This is a genomic window from Frankia sp. CeRuru1, assembly GCF_977966315.1.
Genome location: NZ_CDWWEW010000402.1, coordinates 1 through 4,405, shown reverse-complemented (window position 1 = coordinate 4,405; position 4,405 = coordinate 1). Strand labels below are relative to the sequence as shown.

Annotated in this window: 2 protein-coding genes and 1 pseudogene; 1 reads left to right on the top strand and 2 read right to left on the bottom strand. The window is 70.6% G+C overall.

Annotated features, from left to right (window positions below; all coding sequences use genetic code 11):
* Positions 1–212 (bottom strand): annotated as a pseudogene (locus tag AC08OP_RS21325) (phosphatidylinositol phosphate synthase); the annotation flags it as partial.
* 97 nt (positions 213–309) lie between these two features.
* Here AC08OP_RS21325 and AC08OP_RS21320 point away from each other — a divergent pair.
* Entirely contained in the window at positions 310–2,496 is a 2,187-nt protein-coding gene (locus tag AC08OP_RS21320) for an elongation factor G-like protein EF-G2 (protein ID WP_476615807.1), read from the top strand.
* A 221-nt stretch (positions 2,497–2,717) separates the two neighbouring features.
* Here the strand turns inward: AC08OP_RS21320 and AC08OP_RS21315 are convergent, their stop codons facing one another.
* Positions 2,718–3,296, bottom strand: a complete 579-nt coding sequence (locus AC08OP_RS21315) for an HIT family protein (protein WP_476615806.1) — start codon at positions 3,294–3,296, stop codon at positions 2,718–2,720.
* Positions 3,297–4,405: the final 1,109 nt, after the last annotated feature.

Sequence of the window (4,405 nt, the reverse complement as noted above, 5' to 3'; positions counted from 1 at the left end):
ACCCCGACCATGCCGATGATCGTCACAGCGTCCGGCGACACCGACGACCGGGCGGCCCACTGGCTCACCGGATCGAGCAACTTCTGGATCTGCGGTCGTGCCTTGCTAGCGAGCATGTCCGTCCCGTCGTCCCGCGTGGTCGTCCGCGTGGTCGTCCCACGTGCGCCCGGCTTCGGGCGGTCTTCACAGTACAGCCGCCACGATCCGCGCATTCCCGACCACGGCCGCCCTCGGGCTTGTGTCCCAGGTAACAGGGGAGGACGCTGCCGTTACCGAACAGGCCGTTACCTCCCAGTCAAGGAGGCGAGGATGTCATCAGCCTCGTGCGATGTGCGCAACGTCGTCCTGGTAGGCCACACCGGCGCGGGCAAGACGGCTCTGGTGGACCGTCTGCTCGCCACCGCCGGGCCGCCGGACCGCCAGAACGGCGACCGTCAGACCGCCCAGACCAGCTACGTCGGCCATGCCGATCCCGAGCGTCGCCCGGCACGGTCGGTCAGCCTCACCCTGTGTTCGGTCAGTCACCGCGGGCTCACGATCAATCTTCTGGACACCCCGGGCTATCCCGACTTCGTGGGCGAGCTGCGGGCGGGCCTGCGGGCCGCCGACGCCGCTCTGTTCGTCGTCAGCGCGGTCGACGGGGTGGATGGCGCGACCAGCATGGTGTGGGCGGAGTGCGCCGGGGTCGGCATGCCCCGCGCGATCGTGCTCACCCATCTCGACCATCCCCGGGCCGATTTCGCGGCGGCCGTCCAGGGCTGCCAACGGGCCTTCGGGGCCGGCGTGCTGCCGGCCTACCTGCCCGAGCGGGAGGCCGGCGCCTCGATGCGGCTGGTGGATCTGCTGTCCGGGCGAGTGCTGGAGTACCCGGGCAGCGGCCGCCGGGAACTCGCGACCCCGGCCGGCCTCACCGGCCGGTACGCCTCCGCCCGCGCCGCCCTGGTCGAGGGGATCATCGCTGAGAGTGAGGACGAGACCCTCCTCGACCGGTACCTGTCCGGTGATGAGCCCGACACCAAGCTCCTGCTCGGCGATCTGGAGACCGCGGTCGCCCGCGGGACGTTCTTCCCGGTGTTGCCGGCCGGTCTGCTTCCGGGTTCGACCTCGGGCCCGGGCGCCGCGGCAGGGGGCGATCGGGGCAGCGGGCGGGCCGGCGGTTTCGGCTCCGTCGAGTTGCTGGACCTGTTCGTGCAGGGGTTCCCCTCGCCGCGGGAGCATCCCCTGCCGCCGCTGAGCCGCCCTGACGGCTCCCCCTGCGACCAGAGCCACGGTGATCCGGCCGGGCCACTCGTGGCCGAGGTCGTGAAGACGACCACGGACCCTTACGTGGGCCGGATGTCAGTGGTCCGGGTGTTCTCCGGCACGCTGCATCCCGACGATGCGGTGCACGTCAGCGGGCACGGCAGAGCCGCGGCCGGGCACGCCGACCACGACGACGACGAGCAGGTCGGGGCGCTCTCCCGGCCGTACGGCTCGGTTCTGCAGACGGTGGGCGAGTGCCCGGCCGGCGGCATCTGCGTGGTGACGAAGCTCAGCACCGCCGAGACCGGCGACACCCTCTCCGATCGCGACGACCCGCGCTACCTGCCCGCATGGTCGATGCCCGAACCGCAGCTCCCTATCGCGATCAGGGCCCGCAGCCGCGCGGACGAGGACAGGCTGTCGACCGCACTCGGCCGGCTGGCCGTGGAGGACCCGACGCTACGGATCGAGCAGGACCCCGAGACCGCCCAACTCGTCCTGTGGTGCATGGGCGAGGCCCACAGCGACGCGGTCCTGGAACGGCTCGCCCAGCGCTACGGCGCCGCGGTGGACCGGACCGCGCCCCGGATCCCGCTCCGGGAGACGCTGCGTGCCCCGGCGCGCGGACTCGGCCGTCAGGTCAAGCAGTCCGGTGGGCACGGCCAGTTCGCGGTATGCCAGATCGAGGTCGAACCGCTCCCGGCGGGTGGGGGCTTCGAGTTCGTCGATGAGGTGGTCGGCGGCGCGGTTCCCCGGGCCTTCATCCCCTCGGTGGAGAAGGGCGTCCGGGCGCAGATGGCGCAGGGCGTCCGCACCGGCCATCCCATGGTTGATCTACGGGTCCGCCTCGTCGACGGCAAGGCGCACAGCGTCGACTCCTCGGACATGGCCTTTCAGATCGCCGGCGCACTGGCGCTCAAGGACGCGGCCCGGGCCGCCGGCGTCGTCGTGCTCGAGCCGATCCTGGCCGTCGGCGTCCTGGTACCCGACGAGTACGTCGGGGCCGTGATGGGCGACCTGTCCACTCGCCGAGGACGGGTCGTCGGGATGGAACCCGTCCCGGGCGGGCCCGGGGCCACCCCCCGGACGGTCGTTCACGCAGAGGTCCCTGCGAGCGAAATGACCCGATATGCGATTGAACTACGGTCCTTGAGCCACGGCACGGGTAGCTTCACGCGGGACCATCGCGGCTACGAGCCGATGCCACCACAGCTTGGGGATGCCCTGTCGGCGGAAGCGAAAAAATCGTCATAAAGCATGAATCCGACATAAAGCGGGAAAGACGGACGACCGGCAACCTTCGGCCCGGCTCAGGGAGGATTGCCGGCGGGAGACATCCGTGACCGCACACCCGCCGCATCGGGCCCGGCGCCGGGCGGGACCCGGTGCGGCGGGCAGCCCCGACGGGAGCGCCCCGACCCGGCTGCGGCCTCCACCGGGCCCGGCGCTACCCGCCCTGCTCGTCGGGCCCGGCGCTACCCGCCCTGCTCGTCGGGCGCGGTCTGCGCCCAGGCCTGGGCGAGCATCTCCCTGGTCTGCCCGAGCAGGGCGGGGAGCACCCTGGTCGCGCCCACCACGGGCATGAAGTTCGTGTCACCGCCCCACCGCGGCACCACGTGCTGATGCACGTGCGAGGCGATCCCGGCGCCGGCGACATCCCCCAGGTTCATGCCGGTGTTGAAACCGTGGGCCCCGCTGGCGGCCCGCAGCGCACGGAGCGCGTGCTGAACGAAGAATGCCATCTCGACGATCTCTTCGGGGTCCATGTCGGCGTAGTCCGCGATGTGGCGATAGGGCACAACGAGAAGGTGACCGGCATTATAGGGGTACAGATTGAGGACCGCGTAGACGCTTTTACCCCGAGCAACCACGAGGCCGTCCTCGTCGGACATCCCGACAATGGAGCAGAATGGGCATTCATCGTCACGGGAGCGGCCCTCGCCCCTGATATAGGCCATGCGGTGCGGGGTGTAGAGCCGCTGGAAAGCATCCGGACCGCCGACCCCGGCCTGCTCCTCCAGGGGAACCCCCTCGGGTGAGACCTCGGCCGTCACTGGGCGGCCGCCACGACGCCGCCCCGGCTGAGCCGAGTGAACACGCAGGCAGCGCCCATCGAGCGAGCCATGGGCACCGGAACCTGCTCGGCCATCAGCAAGGGCGCCGCCTCCCCGGGACGAGCTCCCCGGGGGGGAGCAATATCGTCTCGTCAATTTATCAGGATCTGAGCGACGAGAGACGCCCGCGGTACGCGAGGAGGCTCGCGTGCGGGTGCGGTCCGGCGCATGAAGAGGGAGACTGACGGCGTGGGGGGGTCGCCGCCAGTCCCCCTCAAGTGACGTAATCGGTTTCGAACCACGGCGCCCTGGATCTGACGCGAGGATGATGCACACGAAGGGTCCGCGACCGGGAGGAGCCCTCCCGGCGCAACCCCGCGAGAAGCCATCGCGACAACCTTGCGACAACCCGAGCCCGTTACGCCCTGCCCGGCCAGCTTAGCGGACGTTAAGCCGATCTGTACAGCGTCGGCGGCACCTTCATGGGAAAACGCCAATCGGACCTGGCGTGAACCCCACTCGCAAACCAGTGACCTGCGGAAAGGGGCGGGACGCACAACGATGCCGATCCACCATGGACCAACCGGTATACCAACGGCCACCGGAATCGTTCCACGGCGACGCACGGCGTCGACCATCTCCAGCACGCGGAGCTCCACGGGCACCACGAATCAACAGCATGCGCCCGAAAGGTGGACAGGCCCGCTCCCAAGGACCGCGATGCATCGCGGCGGCGGCTCGCGCGATGCGCCCGGGGGCCCGGCGACGCGGACTCGGACGTCACTTTCCGTAAAGAACGAGGCTCGGAGCCGACCCCGGGTCGAGGTATCGACGTGCTCGTCGCCCACACTGTCTGCCGGGCTGTCTCCCGGGCTGGAGCACCGGCCGGGACCCCCTCCGGGATCCGCCTCCATCGGTGGTGTCCCCACCAAAGTGGGGGTAGATGTTGATTCGTCGCCAGCCCACGACGTCGCGGCCCAGACACCCAGAAACCGGCCAATCGGGGAGATTTCGCACCGCTCCCCGGGGCAGGCGCCCCACCGGCAGCGGACAGCTCCGACCACCCTTCGAGGCGCAGCACGCCGCGGAGGTCGGGGGCAGCCCCGGGC

Excerpts from the sequence above, each read along its gene's own strand:
- AC08OP_RS21320 (WP_476615807.1), top strand. The coding sequence starts at position 310 with ATGTCATCAGCCTCGTGCGATGTGCGCAACGTCGTCCTGGTAGGCCAC.